Source organism: Mycobacterium sp. (assembly GCF_049647605.1).
GTDB lineage: Bacteria > Actinomycetota > Actinomycetes > Mycobacteriales > Mycobacteriaceae > Mycobacterium.
In genome coordinates this window covers 1-17,470 of record NZ_JBARXZ010000068.1, presented here as the reverse complement: position 1 = coordinate 17,470, position 17,470 = coordinate 1, and the positions used below count along the sequence as shown (strand labels likewise).

The 17,470-nt window shown below is 66.0% G+C and carries 13 protein-coding genes; 7 read left to right on the top strand and 6 right to left on the bottom strand.

All coding sequences use genetic code 11. The features are described 5' to 3' along the window. The 5 genes from WBB07_RS08870 to WBB07_RS08850 form a co-directional block, all read right to left on the bottom strand. On the bottom strand, positions 1-282 hold a 282-nt coding region (locus WBB07_RS08870; RefSeq protein ID WP_526306739.1), incomplete at its 3' end, for a DUF222 domain-containing protein. A gap of 133 nt (positions 283-415) precedes the next feature. Further along, positions 416-2,809 (bottom strand): cation-translocating P-type ATPase, encoded by a 2,394-nt coding sequence (locus tag WBB07_RS08865; RefSeq protein ID WP_526306737.1) that lies wholly within the window; start codon positions 2,807-2,809, stop codon positions 416-418. Further along, complete coding sequence (locus tag WBB07_RS08860; RefSeq protein WP_526306747.1) at positions 2,806-4,371, bottom strand: serine hydrolase domain-containing protein; 1,566 nt, start codon at positions 4,369-4,371, stop codon at positions 2,806-2,808. The genes WBB07_RS08865 and WBB07_RS08860 overlap by 4 nt, the downstream gene beginning before the upstream one ends. 59 nt (positions 4,372-4,430) lie before the next feature. After that, positions 4,431-5,558, bottom strand: coding sequence for an MBL fold metallo-hydrolase (locus WBB07_RS08855; RefSeq protein WP_526306745.1), 1,128 nt, complete (start codon positions 5,556-5,558; stop codon positions 4,431-4,433). A gap of 20 nt (positions 5,559-5,578) precedes the next feature. Beyond that, the gene (locus tag WBB07_RS08850; protein ID WP_526306735.1) at positions 5,579-6,313 is read right to left on the bottom strand and encodes an enoyl-CoA hydratase; all 735 of its coding nucleotides are present in this window, start codon (positions 6,311-6,313) and stop codon (positions 5,579-5,581) included. Between the two features lie 99 nt (positions 6,314-6,412). On the opposite strand from WBB07_RS08850, the gene WBB07_RS08845 reads away from it, so the two are divergent. The 6 genes from WBB07_RS08845 to WBB07_RS08820 all read left to right on the top strand — a co-directional run bounded on the left by WBB07_RS08845 (position 6,413) and on the right by WBB07_RS08820 (position 16,329). Then, positions 6,413-7,894: a carboxyl transferase domain-containing protein gene (locus WBB07_RS08845; RefSeq protein WP_526306733.1), complete on the top strand. Its 1,482-nt coding sequence runs from the start codon at positions 6,413-6,415 to the stop codon at positions 7,892-7,894. A gap of 198 nt (positions 7,895-8,092) precedes the next feature. Beyond that, a complete protein-coding gene (gnd, locus tag WBB07_RS08840; protein ID WP_526306743.1) occupies positions 8,093-9,103 on the top strand; it encodes a phosphogluconate dehydrogenase (NAD(+)-dependent, decarboxylating) in 1,011 nt (336 codons plus the stop codon). 5 nt (positions 9,104-9,108) lie between these two features. Beyond that, positions 9,109-10,506, top strand: coding sequence for a glucose-6-phosphate dehydrogenase (gene zwf, locus WBB07_RS08835; protein WP_526306731.1), 1,398 nt, complete (start codon positions 9,109-9,111; stop codon positions 10,504-10,506). After that, a complete protein-coding gene (locus WBB07_RS08830; protein WP_526306729.1) occupies positions 10,503-13,172 on the top strand; it encodes an MGH1-like glycoside hydrolase domain-containing protein in 2,670 nt (889 codons plus the stop codon). The genes zwf and WBB07_RS08830 overlap by 4 nt, the downstream gene beginning before the upstream one ends. Positions 13,173-13,342: 170 nt before the next feature. After that, complete coding sequence (locus WBB07_RS08825) at positions 13,343-15,085, top strand: molybdopterin-dependent oxidoreductase (protein ID WP_526306741.1); 1,743 nt, start codon at positions 13,343-13,345, stop codon at positions 15,083-15,085. A 74-nt stretch (positions 15,086-15,159) separates the two neighbouring features. Continuing rightward, a complete protein-coding gene (locus tag WBB07_RS08820; protein WP_526306727.1) occupies positions 15,160-16,329 on the top strand; it encodes a transporter substrate-binding domain-containing protein in 1,170 nt (389 codons plus the stop codon). A gap of 52 nt (positions 16,330-16,381) precedes the next feature. Here the strand turns inward: WBB07_RS08820 and WBB07_RS08815 are convergent, their stop codons facing one another. Next, entirely contained in the window at positions 16,382-17,026 is a 645-nt protein-coding gene (locus WBB07_RS08815; RefSeq protein ID WP_526306725.1) for a class I SAM-dependent methyltransferase, read from the bottom strand. A gap of 106 nt (positions 17,027-17,132) precedes the next feature. Between WBB07_RS08815 and WBB07_RS08810 the strand changes: the two genes are divergently transcribed. Beyond that, a partial coding sequence (locus WBB07_RS08810; protein WP_526306723.1) for a VOC family protein occupies positions 17,133-17,470 on the top strand: 338 nt, incomplete at its 3' end.

Genomic DNA, 17,470 nt, shown 5'->3' with positions numbered 1-17,470 from the left:
GGCCGTACAGCGGGGGAACTCCTCGCGCCGCTGCGCCACAGCGGTCAGTGTTCTGGCGTGGGCGGGAGACACCCCGAGCTTCCAGGCCACCAACCCCGCCACCGTCCGGGCGCCGGTGCCACCCCAGAGTCCATCGCGGTCGATCTCGGCGATGATGTCCACGATCTGACCGTCGAGCGCATTGCGCTGTCCGGTCAACTCCGCCAACTCATCGAACAACACCTCCAACCGCTCACCGGGACGATTCCCAGCCTCAGCCAAAGATGTTGCAGCGGAAGACATACCCCCATACTTGCAGAGGGGTACGACAAAAAACGGGCCTCAAACGGCAGTCGGCAACGGTCTTCTCGATGTGGGTGATGCCGCGCGCGGCGAACCAGGCGCGGGCTCGGTGCAGGTACGTGAGCGCAGTCGTCTAGTCCCTCTTCCAGAGCTGGCGCTTCTCCCCCAGGATTCGGCCCTGCATCCACCACATCACCTCGATGATCGACGCAGCGATCGCTCCGATGATCAACGCCGTTGTCGTCACCTCGACATTCGAGGGATCCAACATGAACTTCTCGCGCGCCAGCGGAATGGCAAAGATCACCACATAGGCCACCCCGGAGGATGCCACCAGCGCAATGCGCCACCACTCGTAGGGTCGGGCCACACACGCCAGCACCCAGACCGCGGCCACCAACAGCGTCATCAACGCCGCCGTCGACGCCTGGGTCTGCACTTCAACCGGTGCGTACTGCCCCTCGTAGGCCAGCAGATAGGACACGAAGGTTGCGGTCCCGACCACCAGACCGGTGGGCAGCGCCGCCACCATGACCCGGCGCACAAATCCGGGGTGGGCGCGCTCGGTGTTGGGCGCCAACGACAGGACAAATGCCGGGATGCCGATGGTGAACCAGGCGGCGATGGTCACGTGGATCGGCTGGAACGGGAACAACAACGGGTCGCTACCGAACAGCTTGGAGCCCAGGCCCGCCAACCCGACCAGCAACGCCAACAGCACCGAGTACACCGTCTTGGTGAGGAACAGGTTCGAGACCCGTTCGATGTTGCCGATGACCCGCCGGCCTTCGGCCACCACATAGGGCAGGGTTGCAAATTTGTTGTCCAGCAACACTATCTGCGCCACCGCCCGCGACGCCGGACTCCCGGAGCCCATTGCGACGCCGATGTCGGCATCCTTGAGTGCAAGCACGTCGTTGACACCGTCACCGGTCATCGCGACGTTGTGGCCACGGGACTGCAACGCATGCACCATGGACCGCTTCTGGTCCGGGCGGACCCGCCCGAATGTGGTGCACTCCTCGAGGGCATCGGCGAGCGCCTCCGGCTCCTGCGGCAGCCGGCGGGCATCCATCGTCTCGCCCTTCAACCCCAGCGAGCCCGCGACCGCACCGACCGACACCGCGTTGTCACCCGAGATCACCTTCACCGAGACCTTCTGTTCGGCAAAGTATTCCAACGTGTCGCGGGCATCGGGGCGGATCTTCTGCTCCAGCACCACCAGGGCTGCCGGAGTCACCTTTCCCGGCGCGGCCGGGGCGTCGACCTGGTACTCGGCCGAACCGAGCAACAGCACCCGCAGCCCTTGCGCACCGATGCGCTCCGCCTCGGCGGCGGCATCCGAGGCCGGGTCGAGCAGGACATCCGGGGCACCGATCACCCAGTTACCGTGTCCGGCAAAAGATGTTCCACTCCATTTGGTGGCCGATTTGAAGGGCGCCGAGGCGGCCGCGGTCCAACCGGGTTTGTGCGGATAAGCCTCGGCGATGGCGAGCATGCTGGCGTTGGGACGGGCATCCTCGTGCGCCAGTGCCGCCAGCGCATCCGAAACATCCTCTGCACCCAGGGTTTTTACTTCAGCAAGCCGCATCCCGTTCTCGGTGAGCGTGCCGGTCTTGTCCGCGCACACCACGTTGACCCGTGCCAGCCCCTCGATGGCGGGCAGCTCGTTGACCAGGCACTGCCGTCTTCCCAGCCGCACCACCCCCACCGCAAACGCGATCGAGGTCATGAGCACCAGACCTTCGGGCACCATCGGCACCAGCGCGCCGACCATGCGCAGCACCGACTCCCGCCAGCCGGCGTCGGTGGTGAACAACTGCGTGTAGATGATCAACAGGCCGGCCGGCCACAACAGCCAGGTGATGAACTGCAGAATTCTGTTGATACCGCTGCGCAGTTCGGATTTCACCAGCGTGAACTTGCTGGCTTCTTCGGCCAGCTTGGCGGCATAGGCCTCCCGGCCCACCTTGGTCGCCCGGTAGGCGCCCGAGCCGGAGACGACAAAACTGCCCGACATCACCTGATCGCCGGCATCTTTGGCGATCGGGTCGGCCTCGCCGGTGAGCAGCGACTCATCCACCTCGAGGTTGGACTCCTCGACGACGGCTCCGTCGACAACGATCTGGTCCCCCGGTCCGAGCTCGATGATGTCGTCGAGCACCACCTCGTTGGGGGCCAGCGGGCCCGTGCCCGATCGGCGCCGCACCGTGGGCCGGGCCTGCCCGACGATCGCCAGCTCGTCCAGGGTTTTCTTGGCCCGGAGCTCCTGGATGATGCCGATGGCACTGTTGGCCACGATCAGCAGGCCGAACAGGCCGTTGATCAACGAGCCGGTGGCCAGCACGATGCAGAACAGCACCCCGAGGATGGCGTTGATCCGGGTCAAGACGTTGCCGCGGATGATCTCGGAGACAGTGCGCGCAGCTCGGGTCGGGACATCGTTGGTCTGGCCGTCGGCAACCCGCTGGGCCACCTCGGCGTCCGACAGGCCGGCAGCCTGATCCAGCGAAGGCAAGTCGGTCATCGGGTGAAGGTCCCCATCTTGTCGGTGTCGTAGTACTCGAGAATCAGGCGGTCACCGTCGAAGGTCGCCTTCGACACGGTACCGGGAGGCGCGTTCTCGTTGACGAGCTCAAAGGTGAAAATGTTGCCGTCCCAATGCTTCAGCGGCCACATATCGCCGTGCGGCCCAACGGCCAGGCCGAGCGTGCCCGCGGACTCGGTCACCACCGCCGCACCCCAATAGGGGTTGGAGTAGGTGCCGGCCAGCGGGGGCAGCGGCGGCGCCGGAGCCGGATCGGCGGGCGGCGTCAGTCCCACCAGAGACCCCTCCGGCTGGTCCATCGCGGTAAAGGCATTGCGGTACAGGGTGCGCCAGTCTTCCCGGATCTCACCGAACTGGACCAGATCGGCGAACTCGGCAGTCAGCGTCTCGACCAGCCCGGTGGGGGCGGCGTTGGACAAGGCGACGATCCCCACATCGGCCGACGGGATGATCAGGATGTTGGTCGCCGCGCCGAGTTCGAAGCCACCCGAGTGACCCAGCTGGGTGCGCGCCGCCGAGGTGGTACCGACGTTGAAGCCGTAGCCGTAGAAGCCGGACCGCATGGCCGGCTCGGCCGGCGGGTTCGACACCACCTGCGGGCTCAGCGCCGGCAGCAGAGCTTGCGGCGACGCAATCTGCTGCCCGTCGAAGGTCCCGTCGGCCAGCACCATCGTCAGCCAGCGAGTCATGTCGTTGACCGACGAACTGGCCCCACCCGCCGGTGACTGTGCATCCGCGTTGCGCTGATATCGCGGCTGGTAGCCACCGTCGACCGCAATGTGCCCGAGCGCCTTGTTGGGCCGAGCCTGGTAGTCGGCGAACCGCGAACTGGTCGACGTCATGCCCAGCGGCGTGTAGAGCACCCGGTCGGAGAGCTCCTCCCAGGTGGTGCCGGCACCGGCGGCAACCGCCTCGGCCGCCGCTGTCTGGCCGAAGTTGGTGTAGGCGTAGGAAATCCGGAACGGATCCAGCGGCAGTTCACGCAATCGCTCCAGCACCGCGCGCCGGTCATAACCCAGATCCTCGAGCTGGTCACCGGCGTGGTCGGGCAATCCGGACCGGTGCGAGAACAGATCCCCGACCGTCACCATGGCAGTGGCCGCCGGATCCGACAGCGAGAACCACGGCAGCTTCTCCACAATCGGGGTGTCCCAGCCGATCTGGTTTTCGGTTACCTGATGCGCGACGACGGTGGCGCTCAACGACTTCGACACCGATGCGAGCTGGAACACCGTGTCGGGGTCCACGCGGTTGGCCGGCTCGTCGGCAGCCGACTTGTCCTTGACGCCAAAACCCTTGGCATAGACTGTTTTCCCACCGTGCACCACGGCGACCGCCATACCGGGAATCCCTGAGGACGCCATCAGCCCCTCGGCGATCCCGTCCAGTTGGGCCACCGCATTCTCGACGGCATTCTCCGGCAGCGGCATGGCAGGCACCAGCGGTGGCGGCACCGGTGCTGACGGTGCCGAGCCAGTGGTGCTGGCGCCGGTGGCACCGTCATCCCGGGCGGGCGCCCCGCACCCCGCGATCAAGGTCATCGCCACAGCCACGATTCCGGCACGGACCAGCACTTTGTTCACGCTGAGAACCGTACGGGTCAGAACCGCCACCACGCATCTAATTCTGGATCCGGCGTGGCCGCCAGCTCCGCGCCGATCCGTTCCCCGGGCCGCGGCACCGCCGTCGTCACGTTCTCGGCCCGAGCCGCCACCAGCATCCGCTCCACCGGTTCTGACCACGGGTGCGGCGCCAGCCGGAAGGTGCCCCAGTGGATCGGCACGAACAGGCCGGTGCCCGCATCGGTGACATCGCGGTGGGCGCGCACCGCCTCTTCCGGGTTCATGTGGATATCGGGCCAGCCCGGGTGATAGGCGCCGACCGGCATCATCGTCAGGTCGAACGGTCCGTATTCGGAGCCGACGTCGACGAAGCCGGTGGTGTAGCCGGTGTCGCCGGCGAAGAATGCGCGGTGCCGTGGGCCCAGGACCGCCCAGGACGACCACAGAGTGGTGTTGCGGGTCAGGAACCGGCCCGAAAAGTGCCGCGCCGGTGTGCACACCAGCCGCAGTTCGCCGAGTTCACCAGCCTGACCCCAGTCGAGTTCGACGATGCGGTCTTCCGGGACGTTCCACTCCCGCAGGTGCGCGCCGATGCCCAGCGGGACGAAGAACACTGCCCGCTGGCTGCCGACCAGCGCCTTCACGGTGTCGATATCGAGGTGGTCGTAGTGGTCGTGGCTGATGATCACCGCGTCGATGGCCGGTAGCGCCTCCACCGGGGCCGGCACCGGGTGCAGCCGTTGCGGGCCGACCGAACGTGACGGCGAACACCGCCGGCTCCACACCGGGTCGGCCAGCACGCGGTAGCCGTCGACCTCGATCACCACCGACGAATGGCCGTACCAGGTGACGGCGAGGTCACCGGCCGTCGCGCCGGGCACCGGGGTCACCAGTGGGATCTGCCCGCCGGGTTGGGCCGCCGACCGGCCCAACACCAGATCACGCAGCAGCATCCGCTGCTCCTGCGATGTCAGATTCATCGTCGTGGACGGTTCGGCGTTGTGAAAGGTCCCGCCGCGATAGTTCGGGGAACTCTTGGCGACGGCGGCGATGGTGCTGGGCCCGGCGCCGAGCGCCGAGGGCGCGCCGTGCAGCGCGCGCAATGCCCATCCACCGGTCACCAGGGTGGCTGTCCCGCCGACGAGCTTGACGGTGCCCTTCAGCATGGCGGCGCGCTCCAGCATTTTTACGCGCCCTGGAATCTCGGTGGGCGCTTCTCCACGCGGGCGACCTGGGCCTCGATCACGTCCTGGCTGCCCCAGGCCGCGTCGAAGAGCTCTCGGTGCCGCGGCGGCATCTCCGGCTTGTAGGCGCCGTCGTCGTTGAGCACCCTCTTGGAATGCCGCAGTGACAGCGGGGCCAGGCCGGCGATGTCGGCCGCCCACTCCTGGGCATCGGCCAGGGTGCCGATCCGGTTGGCCATACCCGTCTGCAATGCGGTATCGGCGGACAGCCGCTCCGCACCGAGCAACATACCGCGGGCCCGGCCGTACCCGACCAGACTGGCCAGCCGGTGGACACTCCAGTTGTCCAGCGCCAGCCCATATTTGGCGATCGGGAACCAGAAGTACGCCTCGGGTGCGACCACGCGTAGGTCGCAGATCATCGCCAGCTGCAGGCCCGCGCCGATGGCGGGGCCGTTCACGGCGGCGATGACCGGTACCGGCACCTGGTCGATGGCGAGATTGAGCGCCAGCGCCTTGTCCGGGAAATCAGCGGCGAATACGTCTCCGGAGAGGTCCGCACCGGCACAGAACACCGTGCCCGCCCCGGTGAGCACGATCGCGCGGGCGTCTTCGGCGGCCTGGGCCTCGATGGTTTCGCGCAGGCCGTCCACCAGGGCGCTGTTGAGCGCGTTGCGGCGTTCCGGGCGCTGCAGCTCGATGGTCGTGACGTTCCCGACGCGGGTGACACCGATCATGGCGCCCACATTACTTCTTGTTCCGGCTACCACCTGTCTGCTCGGGTGCATTTCTCCCGGGGGCAAGGTCCGCGCCCCCGTCCTCGATACCCTCTCCCCGTGAGCCGCATCAGCGCCGTTGAACTGCGCGACACCGTCCTCGACGAGGGGTCCTTCCAGAGTTGGGACAGCGCGCCCGTCGACGTACACCCCGACGCCGCGTACGCCGCCGACCTGACCGCGGCCCGGGGCGCCACCGGCTTCGACGAATCGGTGCTCACCGGGGAGGGCACGGTGTTCGGCCGTCGGGTCGCGGTGGTGGCCTGCGAATTCGACTTCCTGGCCGGATCCATCGGAGTGGCCGCCGCCGAGCGGATCACCACCGCGATCGAACGCGCCACCGCCCTGCGGCTGCCGCTGCTGGCCTCGCCGAGCTCCGGTGGCACCCGGATGCAAGAAGGCACCGTCGCATTCCTGCAGATGGTCAAGATCGCCGCCGCCGTCACCTTGCACAAGCGGGCGCAACTGCCCTACCTGGTGTATCTGCGGCATCCGACCACCGGCGGGGTGTTCGCCTCATGGGGCTCACTGGGCCACATCACCGTCGCCGAGCCCGGCGCACTGATCGGGTTCCTGGGCCCACGCGTCTACGAGCACCTCTACGGCGAACCGTTTCCCCCCGGAGTGCAAACCGCCGAGAACCTGCAGCAGCACGGGGTGATCGACGGGGTGGTGCCGCTGCGGCTGCTTCGCAGCACACTGGACCGCGCCCTCAAGGTCGTCACCGACACCCCCGAACCGGCGCCGGACCCGGAGTCCCCGGGCGAATTGCGCGACGTACCCGCGTGGGAATCCGTGGAGGCATCCCGGCGGCCGGACCGGCCGGGGGTGTCGGACCTGCTCCGCCACGGCACCACCGAGCAGGTGCTGCTCTCGGGCACCGGGCAGGGTGAAGCCGCCTCGACCACACTCCTGGCGCTGGCGCGTCTGCACGGCCAGCCGGCCGTGGTGCTGGGCCAGCAGCGGGTGGTAGGCGGGCTGGTGGGTCCGGCGGCGCTGCGCGAGGCCCGCCGCGGGATGGCGCTGGCGGCCGGACTGAATTTGCCACTGGTGTTGGTGATCGACACCGCCGGTCCGGCGTTGTCGACCGAAGCGGAGCAGGGCGGGCTCGCCGGGGAGATCGCGCGCTGTCTGTCCGACCTGGTGACGCTGGAAGTTCCCACGGTGTCGGTGCTGCTGGGCCAGGGCAGCGGTGGCCCGGCGCTGGCAATGGTGCCCGCCGACCGGGTACTGGCCGCGTTGCACGGATGGCTGGCCCCCCTGCCCCCCGAGGGCGCCAGCGCGATCGTCTTCCGCGATACCACCCATGCGCCGGAACTCGCTGCAGCACAGGGTATTCGTTCGCGCGATCTGCTGCACAACGGCATCGTCGACGTGATCGTCGGCGAGTACCCGGATGCCGCCGACGAACCGGTGCAGTTCTCGCAGCGAATGTCGCGGGCCATCGCTGTCGAGCTGTCCGCATTACGGCTGCAACCCCCGGCGTCACGGGTTGCAGCCAGGCTGAACCGCTACCGCCGACTGGGACTCGACCCGCGCTAGGCGGACCGCCGGTACCACCAGTCGGTCGACACACCATGCATCCACGGGTCTCAGAGCTACGCGTCAATTCCCCGTTAGGGTTGCTGGAGCTCTCGCCGATACGGGCTGCGCAGTGCAGTTGTGCTCTCGCCTCGCCGCGTAGACGTCGAGCAGCCAGCGAATGCGACCCGAGGAGAACACGTGACCAGCACCAACCCCATGCAGCTCGGCATGATCGGACTGGGACGGATGGGGGCGAACCTCGTCAGGCGGCTCATGGCCGACGGTCACCGCTGCGTCGCCTATGACGTGAACCCGGCTGCGGTCGCCGAACTGGAAAGCGAGGGAGCCGCCGGCGCCGCCTCCCTCGAAGAGTTCGTCAGGAACCTCGAAGCGCCGCGTGCCATCTGGCTGATGCTGCCTGCCGCAATCGTCGACCAGACACTCGAGAAGCTGGTTCCGCTGCTGAGCGCCGGCGACACAGTCATCGATGGAGGCAACTCCTACTATCGCGACGACATCGCCCGGGCGCAGATGCTGGCGCAGCAGGACCTGCACTACGTGGACTGCGGCACCAGCGGTGGAGTGTGGGGCCTCGACCGCGGCTACTGCCTGATGATCGGCGGGGAGACCGAGGTCGTGGAGCGGCTCGATCCCATCTTCAAGACCATCGCCCCCGGTGCCGGTTCGGCGGAACCCACTCCGAACCGGAAGCCGGGCACCGGCACCGCCCCCGAGGGATACCTGCATTGCGGTCCGAGCGGGGCCGGGCACTTCGTGAAAATGGTGCACAACGGAGTCGAGTACGGGATGATGGCGGCCATCGGTGAAGGCCTGAGCATCATCAAGAACGCAAACGCCGGCAAGGTCGACAGGACCGTCGACGCCGAGACCACCCCGCTTCGCGACCCGTGGGCCTACCAGTACGACATCAACGTCGGTGAGGTCGCCGAGGTGTGGCGTCGTGGGTCGGTGGTCGGTTCCTGGCTGGTGGACCTGATCGCCGACGCGTTCGCCAGCTCGCCCGATCTCAGTGAGTTCTCCGGACGCGTCTCCGATTCCGGGGAGGGCCGGTGGACGGTGCTGGCCGCCGTCGACGAAGGTGTCCCCGCCCCGGTCATCACCACCGCCCTGTACGAGCGCTTCCAGTCACGTCAGCTCGGCGAGTTCACCGACAAGATCCTCTCGGCGATGCGCAGCGAATTCGGCGGCCACGCAGAGAAGAAGTAACACCCATGAGCCCACAACAGAACACTCCGGCCGACGTCCTGGTGGTCTTCGGCATCACCGGAGACCTGGCCAAGAAAATGACCTTCCGCTCGCTCTATCGCCTGGAGCGGCGGCGCTTGCTCGACTGCCCCATCGTCGGGGTGGCGCTCGACGACTGGTCGGCGGACACCCTGCGCGACCACGCGCGCGCAGCCATCGCAGCCGGCGGCGAGCAGATCGACGAAGAGGTGTTCAAGCGGTTCGCGGCCCGGCTGTCGCTGGTGTCCGGCGATTTTGCCGACCCCGACACCTATCGGCGGGTGGCCCTGGCCATCGCCGGACGCACCAGTCCGACGTTCTACCTGGAGATCCCGCCGTCGCTGTTCGGACGGGTGGTCGACGGGCTGGCGCACGCGAACCTCACCGCCAACGCCCGGGTGGTCGTGGAAAAGCCCTTCGGACACGACCTCGCCTCGGCTCGGGCTCTCAATGAGCAGCTTCGCGCTCACCTCGACGAGTGGCAGATCTTCCGCATCGACCACTTCCTCGGCAAAGAACCCGCGATGGACATCATGCACATCCGGTTCGCGAACTCGATCTTCGAGCCGCTGTGGAATCGCGACCGGATCGCCGCCGTGCAGATCACCATGGCCGAGAACTTCGGGGTGGCGGATCGGGGCAGCTTCTACGACGCGGTGGGTGCGCTGCGCGACGTCGTCCAGAACCACCTGCTGCAGCTCATCGGATTGGTCGCGGCGGAGCCGCCGAGCTGCGATGGTCCCGATGCGTTACGGGACAAGCGGGTCGACGTGTTCAAGGCCATTCCAGCCGCCGATCCACGCCACTATGTCCGCGGCCAATACGACGGTTTCCTCGACGTCGCCGGTGTTCACGCCGGTTCCCAGACCGAGACTTTTGCCGCACTGCGATTGCAGATCGACAACTGGCGCTGGTCCGGGGTGCCGTTCTTCATCAGGGCGGGCAAATCGCTCCCGGTGCGAGCCACCGAAATCCGGGTGATCTTCAAACACCCACCCGAATTGCCCTTTCTGCCGAACCTCACCGATCCCAATGAGCTCATTTTGCGGATCGATCCGGATGCGGGTGTCGATCTTGTGGTCCAGGCAAAAGAGCGGGGCGCCAACACCACTCGCAGCGTCGACCTGTCGCTGATCTTCTCCGAGGAACTCGCCGAAGCTCCCGAGCCGTACGAGCGGCTGCTCGGGGACGCCATGCGCGGCGATTCCAGCCAGTTCATCAGGGAGGACGGGGTGGAAGAGACGTGGCGGATCGTCGCGCCGCTGCTGGAATCGCCCCCGCCGGTGCAGGTCTACCAACCGGGTTCGTGGGGCCCGGCCGGCGTCGACGCACTCGTGGCCGGACACCCGGGCTGGCGTGAGCCCTGGCTGCCCTCCGGGCAGTGAGCACCGCCGAGCACCACCGGCTCGAGGAAGCGAACGCCGGGACCGAGCAGTGGCGGCGCTGGGGCACCTATCTCAGTGAGCGGGCCTGGGGCACGGTCCGCGAGGATTACAGCGCCGACGGCGACGCGTGGTCGTACTTCCCGTTCGAGCACGCCCGCAGCCGCGCCTACCGCTGGAACGAGGACGGGCTGGCCGGCTGGTGCGACCGCGACCAGACCATCTGTTTTGGCATCAGTCTGTGGAACGGCCACGACGCCATCCTCAAGGAGCGGCCCTACGGGCTGGCCAACGAGCAGGGAAACCACGGCGAGGACGTCAAGGACTACTGGTTCTACACCGACAACCTGCCCACCCACGCGTACGCCTCGACGATCTACAAATACCCACAGGCCGCCTTTCCGTACGACGACCTGCTGCAGACCAACCTCGACCGCGGACCGGACCAGGACGAGTACGAGCTCTTCGACGCGCTCCGCGAACAGTGGCTCCAACAGCGCTATTTCGATGTCCAGGTCGAGTACGCCAAGACCGACCCGGAGGATTTCTACTGCCGGGTGACGGTGACCAATCGCGGTCCGGAGGCGGCACCGATCCACGTGCTGCCGCAGCTGTGGTACCGCAACACCTGGTCGTGGAATCCGGGACAACAACCACCCCGGATCACCAAGTGCGGCACCGGGATCGCCACGACCTCACATCCGGAACTCGGGGACCGCTGGTTCTCGGTCACCACGTCCGCAGATCACACCCCGGAGCTGTTGTTCTGCGAGAACGAGACCAACAACCAGCTGCTGTTCGGCTCTGCCAACGCTTCGCGAACCACCAAGGACGGAATCAACGACTACCTCATCGGTGGCGTCCGCGACGCCGTTGACACCACCGCGGGCAGCAAGGCCGCCGCACATGTCACCGCAGTGCTGGCGCCGGGCGAAACCGTCACGGTCACCGCGCGATTCGCTCCGGCACCCCATGAGCACCCATTTGTCGAGGCCGAGGACGTGCTGGCGCTGCGCAAACACGAAGCCGACGAGTTCTACGCGGCGGTGGCGGCGGCCGATCTCACCGACGACGAACGCCTGGTCCAACGCCAAGCCCTCGCCGGGCTGTTGTGGTGCAAGCAGTTCTACAACTATCAGGTCCGTCGCTGGCTCAAGGGCGACCCGGGCCAGCCGGTGCCACCGGAGCAGCGGTGGACCGCCCGCAACCACGACTGGCAGCACTTTGCGGTCGGTGCTGTGCTGCTGATGCCCGACGCCTGGGAGTATCCGTGGTTCGCGGCCTGGGACCTGGCCTTTCACTGCGTGACCATGGCGCTGATCGATCCCGAATTCGCCAAGGAACAGGTCCTGGTGCTCCAACAGTCCACGGCCCAGCACCCGCACGGCCAGATTCCCGCCTACGAATGGTCATTCGGCGACACCAATCCGCCGGTGCATGCGTGGGCCGCCTGGCAGGTCTACCAGATCGACCGCCTGCGCACCGGTGTCGACGACCGGGACTTCCTGGCCCGTACATATCAGTCATCGACCTTGAACACCATCTGGTGGTTGAACCAGAAGGACGCATCCAACCGCGGTGTGTTCGGCGGCGGTTTCCTCGGCATGGACAACATCGGGGTGTTCGACCGCGACCATCCGCTACCGACGGGCGGTCAGCTCGCACAGGTCGACGGCACCGCGTGGATGGCCGCACTCGTGTTCCACCTGCTCGAGATGACGGTCGAGCTGTCCCTCGAGGAGCCGACCTACGCAAACATGTTCAGCCGATGGTTGTGGGATGTCTGGCTGATCGCCAACGCGCTGGAAAAGGGAAGCGGCGAAGTCAGTTTCTGGAACGACGACACCGATTTCTATCACGATGTGATCGAGTTGCCCGACGGCAGTTGCAGTTCGCTCGAGGTGTTCTCCATGCAGGCGATCGTCCCCCTGTTCGCAGCCATCTCGATCCCGGCGAGCGCTTCCGAGGCGGTGGCCACCGTGAAACGCTGTCTGGCCGATCTTGCGGTCACCTACGAGCACACCGATCAAGACGTCCATCTGGAGATGAGCGGCGGTGACAGTTCTCATTTCATGATCGCCGTCGTCCACCAGGACCGGCTCGCCGCGATCCTCCGGCGCGTGTTGGATCCTGAACAATTCTTGTCACACAATGGAATTCGATCCCTGTCGAAGTACCATTCCGACCATCCGTTCACCTACCGTGTTCGTGACGAAGACCATGTGGTCACCTACGAGCCCGCGGAGTCACGCAACCGCACCTTCGGCGGCAACTCGAATTGGCGTGGCCCGGTATGGTTGCCGATGAATCTGCTGTTCGTCCAAGCGCTCAACTCCTATGCGCGCTTCTTCGGTGACACCGTGCGGATTCCCGATCCAGCAAACCCGGATCACGACGTCCCCCTCGATGTTGTCGGCGACAGAATCGCCCGGCACCTCACCGGCCTGGTCGTTCGCGACCAATCCGGCCGGCGCGCGGTCTTCGGGGACAACAACTACTTCGACAACGATCCGCACTGGCGCGACCTGGTGCCCTTCCACGAGTACTTCGACGGTGACACCGGCCGAGGACTCGGCGCCAGCCACCAAACAGGCTGGACCGCAACGATCGCGCTTCTGCTCCAGTTCCGCGGAGACCTGTACTTCGGCCGGCACCCCAGCCGCAGTTAGACCCGAAATGCAGGTACACAGGAGAACGTCGACACCGGGTTCGCTTTACAACAACCGGGGATTCAGACACGGCCGGAGGCCGCCGAACCGTCATGGTTCGGTAAGAATTCTGCAGTACGGTGAAGTCCGTGGAAACTGACGATCGTGTTGCGGGCGGTGCCACGGACCGTGTGGACGGAGCTGCGCACATCGGCGCCGACAGGGAGCGTATCCGCCTCGGAGAGTGGGCCGGCGGTATCGCCGATGAGCCCGCCCAGATCCCGTCGGTCCGGATCGGTCGCCGATGGATCAGCACGTTGTGGCTGGTGCCGCTGGGGGTTGCCGCACTGGTCGTGGGCGTGGCCATCGCCCAGCATCTGCGGCAGTTCGGCTGGATGCAGGAGTTCATCCTGCGCTACCCGGGAACAGCGGCCACCCGAGGCGCCATCGAGCCCGGCATTCCCGCGTGGCTACGGTGGGGGCATCTTTTCAACATCGTCTTCATGATGTTCATCATTCGGGCGGGTCTGCAGATCCTGGCGGACCATCCGCGCCTGTATCTCAATGCCGGCAGCACCCCCGGTACCGCCTGGCTGCGGCTTCGGGGACCGGTTCCAGCAGATCGACTGAACCCCGTCGAACCCGGCCAGATGTGGACCGCCAAGGACGACTCGGTGTCGTTGCCGAAATGGCTGGGCATACCCGGTGTTCGGCACACGATCGGCTTGGCCCGCTGGTGGCATTTCACGTTCGACGCGCTCTGGCTGCTCAACGGGCTGGTCTTCTACGTGCTGCTGTTCGCAACCGGGCAGTGGCGGCGCATCGTCCCCCAATCCTGGGATGTCATTCCGAACGCGGTGTCCACCGGCGTGCAGTACTTGTCGCTGGATTTCCCCGCCAATGACGGATTTGTCGCCTACAACGGGCTTCAGTTGCTCGCCTACTTCTTGACGGTGTTCGTGTTCGCACCACTGGCTTTCCTCACGGGCCTGCTCCAGGCCCCAGCGATAGCGGCCCGGTTCGGGTTGGGCAAGGGACCCACGAACAGGCAGATCGCCCGTTCGATCCACTTCCTGATCCTGGCGTGGATGGTGTTCTTCATCGTCGTCCACACCCTGATGGTGTTCACCACCGGCCTGGTGGGGAACCTGAATCACATCGTGTTCGGCACCAACACCGACTCGTACTGGGCGTTGGTGATCTACCTACTGATCATGGCCGTCATCGTCGCTCTGTGGTGCCTGGCCTCGCCCGCCACGCTGCGATACCCGCGGACGGTGCAGAAGATCGGCCAGGCATCGATCGGTTGGATCAAGGGACTCATGGAGTGGTTCCATCCGCACGCGAACTACTCCGAAAAGGACATCTCACCGTATTTCTGGAGCAACGGCACCCTGCCCACCTCCGAGACCTATCGGCAGCTCCAAGCCGGGAAGTGGTCCGACTACAGCCTGCATGTCGGCGGATTGGTCGAGAAACCAAGAGATTTCAGCTATGCAGAGCTGTTGGCGATGGACAAACACGAGCAGATCACCCAGCACTACTGCATCCAGGGGTGGTCGGGGATCGCAAAGTGGGGCGGCGTCCGGATGTCGGACATCATGAGCATCGTCAGCCCACTGCCGACGGCACGATGGGTGGTGTTCCGCTCGCTGGCCGACGGCTCAGAACCTGGGCAGGGCCGCTACTACGACTGCCACAAGATCGACCACATGCGCCACCCGATGGCACTGCTGGCCTACGAGATGAACGGTGAACCCCTCACCGAGAACCACGGCGCCCCACTGCGGCTGCGCAACGAAGTCGAGTTGGGTTTCAAACAGGTCAAGTGGATCGACTCCATCGAGTTCGTCGAGAGCTTCGAACACATCGGCAAGGGGCAGGGCGGATACAACGAAGACCACGAATACTTCGGATATCGAATGCCGATCTAGCCCAGGACATCGTGTGAGCGGAAAGACCACGGCCAATCGGACAACACGGCCAATCGGACAAGGAGTGCAGCTAGGTGGGTTTGAGATGTTATGCGTTGGTGGCGGTCATGTTCGTGGTGGCCCTGCTGTCGGCAGTCCCCCCTGTTACTCCCACCGCAGCTGCCGAACCGGTGACGGCCACCGAACCCGTCCCGGTCCCCGAACCGGTGACGGCCGCCGAACCCGAAACGATCACCGTCGTCGTGCACACCTTGGAACCGTTTGTCATGCAGAACACCAGCGGCGAACTGACGGGGTTCAGCATAGATCTGTGGAAGGAAGTCGCCTCACGCCTGGACTGGGACACCGAGTTCATCGAAACCGATAATGTTCAGGGGCAGCTGAATTCGGTCGCCGAACGGATTGCCGACGTCGCCGTCGGCGCCATCTCGTTGACCGCCGACCGAGAAGAAGTCTTCGATTTCTCGCAGCCCACCCTCGACGCCGGCCTGCAGATCATCGTCCCCGTCCACGACACCCGCCCCGCAGTACCCGGGCTCGGCGGTTATCTCGATTTGCTGCTGTCGCGGACCATGCTCATCTGGCTCAGCGCCGCCGTGGTGGTCAGCACCGTTCCCGCACACATCTTTTGGCTCATCGAACGCCGCACCGCTGAACCTGTCGTGTCACGGTCCTACTACCCCGGCATTCTCCAATCGTTCGGCTGGGGCATCGGATCGCTGGTCGGCAAGAACAGCACCACAGCCACCAAAACGATCACGCAGACACTTGCGATCCTGTGGGGTTTTGCCGGCATCGTGTTCGTGTCGTTCTACTCCGCCAACCTCAGTGCCACCCTGACCGTGGCCAAGCTCGACGCGAAGATCACCGGGCCGGCCGACCTGTACGGGAAATCAGTGGCAACCGTCGGCGGCACCACCGCAGCGACGTTCCTTCAGGGCATGGGCATCGAGGCCACGGAAACTCAGAACATCGAGGACTCCTACCATCTGCTGCGCGAAGAGGACTACGACGCAGTGGTATTCGATGCACCCGTCCTGCGCTACTATGTCGCCCACCGTGGCGAAGGCGTTGCCGTCATGGCCGGACCGGTATTCCAGGAAGAGAACCAAGGGTTCGTCTTCGATGCGCACAGCCCGCTGCGTAAACCGATCAACCAGGCCATGTTCCGGATGCGGGAAGACGGAACCTACAACCTGATCAAACAAAAGTGGTTCGGGGATGACGTGGCCACCGCCGGCTGATCGGATCTCGGCGAGCACCGCACGGACGTCCGGGACCGGGGCTGGACCTGCGTCACCGCAGGCGCCGGGCGCGGATCACCACATCGTCGGTGTGCCCGTTGTTCGCAGCGCCCGGGGGCATTTCGCGGGGCCGCTTGGTGTCGATATGGACCTGCCAGTCTCCACCGAGTAGCGCCGTGACCACATCCACGGCCATGACATAGTCCGCCGGGTCGATCCCGTGTTCTCGGGCTTTGGCGCCATCGAATCCGGCGTGAAAGACCACCAGTAGCAGCCCTTTCGGCGCAACCGCATTCAGCAGCGCGTGCTCGCCGGCGTGGGCAGTCGAGCTCGGCAGTGCCGGATAGAGCGCCGTCACCAGGTCATAGCCCTCGGGGGCGGGCGACAAGTCGGCCAACCCGGCCTGCACCCACTGCACCGGCGTGGCCAGATGCGTCGCGCGCAGCGCCGCCCGCTCCAACGCCACCTGCGAGACGTCCACCGCCGTGACGTTCCAGCCGTGCTCGGCCAACCAGATCGCATCCGCTCCCTCCCCGCATCCGACGTCCAGCGCCCGGCCGGGTTCCAAGCCGCTCACCTCGGTGATCAGCGCATGATTCGGATGCCCGCTGAACAGCTGTGGTGCACTGGCATACCTGCTGTCCCAGTCGGCTGCGGACTTCGGTGCGCGACCGGCGTGGGTCGGTGTTGTCGACATGACTCGAGTCTGCCGAGGCCGGCCACAGGGCCGCAACAACTCTTGCCGATGAGGCAAAGAGTGTGGGTTCATGTGTTTGTCAGACCTCTGGGGCACGCTGAGCCCTATGACCGAACCACGGACATATCCGCACGGCGTGCCCTGCTGGGTAGACGTCGTCGCCACCGACCTCGATGAGGCAAAACGTTTCTACAGCGGGCTGTTCGACTGGACATTCCAGGATGCCGTGCCCGCCGATGCTCCCGGCAGCTATCTGATCGCCACGCTCGGCGGTGAGGATGTCGCCGCGATTCAGCCCGCCGAGGACGGTGCCCCGATCGAGTGGCGCACCTATATCGCCGTCGATGATGCTGACGCCACCGCCGCGGCCGTGGCGGCCGCCGGCGGCACCGTCGACCTGGCACCCGTCGATGCCGGCCCGGGCGGCCGTCAGGCGGGTTGCAC

Bases quoted from the DNA above. Each gene is read 5' to 3' on its own strand.
- WBB07_RS08815 (WP_526306725.1), bottom strand. From the start codon at position 17,026: ATGTCGACAACACCGACCCACGCCGGTCGCGCACCGAAGTCCGCAGCC.
- gnd (WP_526306743.1), top strand. From the start codon at position 8,093: ATGCAGCTCGGCATGATCGGACTGGGACGGATGGGGGCGAACCTCGTC.
- zwf (WP_526306731.1), top strand. From the start codon at position 9,109: ATGAGCCCACAACAGAACACTCCGGCCGACGTCCTGGTGGTCTTCGGC.
- WBB07_RS08865 (WP_526306737.1), bottom strand. From the start codon at position 2,809: ATGACCGACTTGCCTTCGCTGGATCAGGCTGCCGGCCTGTCGGACGCC.
- WBB07_RS08860 (WP_526306747.1), bottom strand. From the start codon at position 4,371: ATGACCTTGATCGCGGGGTGCGGGGCGCCCGCCCGGGATGACGGTGCC.
- WBB07_RS08850 (WP_526306735.1), bottom strand. From the start codon at position 6,313: ATGATCGGTGTCACCCGCGTCGGGAACGTCACGACCATCGAGCTGCAG.
- WBB07_RS08855 (WP_526306745.1), bottom strand. From the start codon at position 5,558: ATGCTGAAGGGCACCGTCAAGCTCGTCGGCGGGACAGCCACCCTGGTG.